Source organism: Streptomyces sp. NPDC001985 (assembly GCF_040296845.1).
Lineage (GTDB): Bacteria > Actinomycetota > Actinomycetes > Streptomycetales > Streptomycetaceae > Streptomyces.
The window spans coordinates 1-1,550 of sequence record NZ_JBEOYB010000192.1 but is presented as its reverse complement, the minus strand read 5'-3'; the positions used below and the strand labels follow the sequence as shown (position 1 = coordinate 1,550).

1 protein-coding gene is annotated in these 1,550 nt (G+C 75.9%); it reads right to left on the bottom strand.

The window, feature by feature from the left end:
- The coding region (locus ABT122_RS33525; protein ID WP_351559970.1) for a serine/threonine-protein kinase at window positions 1-1,105 on the bottom strand (1,105 nt) is incomplete at its 3' end.
- Window positions 1,106-1,550: the final 445 nt, after the last annotated feature.

The following is a 1,550-nucleotide window of genomic DNA, read 5'->3' as shown; positions in this document are numbered from 1 at the left end:
CGGGGTCGGGTCCCCCCGCGACCACCCGGGCGAACTGACCGGCGGCGCCGCCCGCGGCGGCCACCAGGGCCGCCGTCAGGGAGAGCCCGCTCCGCAGCCGGCGGCTCCGCCCGCCGCCGGGACCGCCCGGGCCCGGCAGCAGGAGCGGCGCCCACGGGCGGCCCCCGCGCCGCGCCTTCCGGGGCGGTCGGCCCAGCGCGGTGGTGGCCAGCGCTGTGGTGCCGGCCGCGTCCTCCCCGGCCGAGGGGAAGAGCAGCGGCAGCAGCGCGGCGAGTGCGGCGAGCCTGCGCCGGCCGCGCTCCTCCCACGCGTCCCCGTAGGCGGCTCGGGCGATCTCCTCCAGCTCGGCGACGAACGCCGCCGCGCTCGGCGGGCGTTCCCCGGGCGACTTCGCCATGCCGCGCTCGACCAGCGGGCGGACGGGCTCCGGCACCTCCTCGGCGGGCACGGGGGCGTTGAGGTGCCCGAGCGCCACCTCGGCGACGTTCTCGCCGGTGTAGGGCTTGTGGCCGGTGAGGCACTCGAAGAAGGTCACCGTCGCCGCGTAGACATCGGCCGGGGGCGATGCGCGCTCTCCCTGCCACTGCTCGGGCGCCATGTACGAGGGAGTGCCCGCCACCTCGGGAGTGGTGCCCCGGCCCGCCGCGATGCCGAAGTCCGCGAGCCTGGACGAGCCGTCGGCCGTGACCAGGACGTTCTCGGGTTTGTAGTCGCGGTGCACCACGCCCGCGCGGTGGGCGTCGGCGAGGCCGAGGAGAGAGCCCTTGAGCACGGCGAGTGCGGCTTCGGGGCCGGTGGCGCCCTCCTGCCGCAGCAGGGCGCGGAGGGCGATCCCGTCGACGAGTTCCATCACGATGGCGGCGCCGAAGGGGGACTCGACGTACTCGTAGAGGCCCACGACATGGGCGGAGCCGAGGGCGCCGAGGAGCCGCGCCTCGGCGCGGAAGCTCTGCACGAAGGCGGGGGTGGCTCGCATGCGCTCGTTCAGATATTTGACGGCGACCGGAGTGCCGGTCGCCTCGTGCACGGCGAGCACGACGCGCCCGCTCGTGCCGGAGCCCAGTTCCCGGGACTCCGAGTAGCCGGGCACCGCCCACGCGTCCATCCCGTCCCCTCACGCCGTGTGACGCAGACCAGCCGCACGGTAGCCCAGGAAGGTGATCCCTCAGCAGACCTGTTTGCGCCGTCTCCCAGCGTGTCCGCCCCTCCTGAGCCGCCCCGGTCCCTCCTCAGCGGGTCCGGGCACCCCCAGCCCGCCTGGGGGGGCACCTCCCAGAGGCAGCTCCGGGTGAGTTTGAGGACGGACCCTGCACTTCGAGTGGCCCGAGCCATCGCAGCCGGTCCGGGGCACTCCCAGCCCGTCTGGGGGTACCTCCCAGAGGCGGCTCCGGGTGAGTTTGAGGACGGACCCTGTGCCACGGGTAACCCGAGCAATCCCAGCCCGTCCGGCAAACCCAGCCCGTCCGGCGCTTGAGGACGGACCCTGTGCCACAGGACCCCGCACGCTGCGGGCCCGGGGCGGGGGGGGGGGGCCGCCCCCCCCCCCCCCC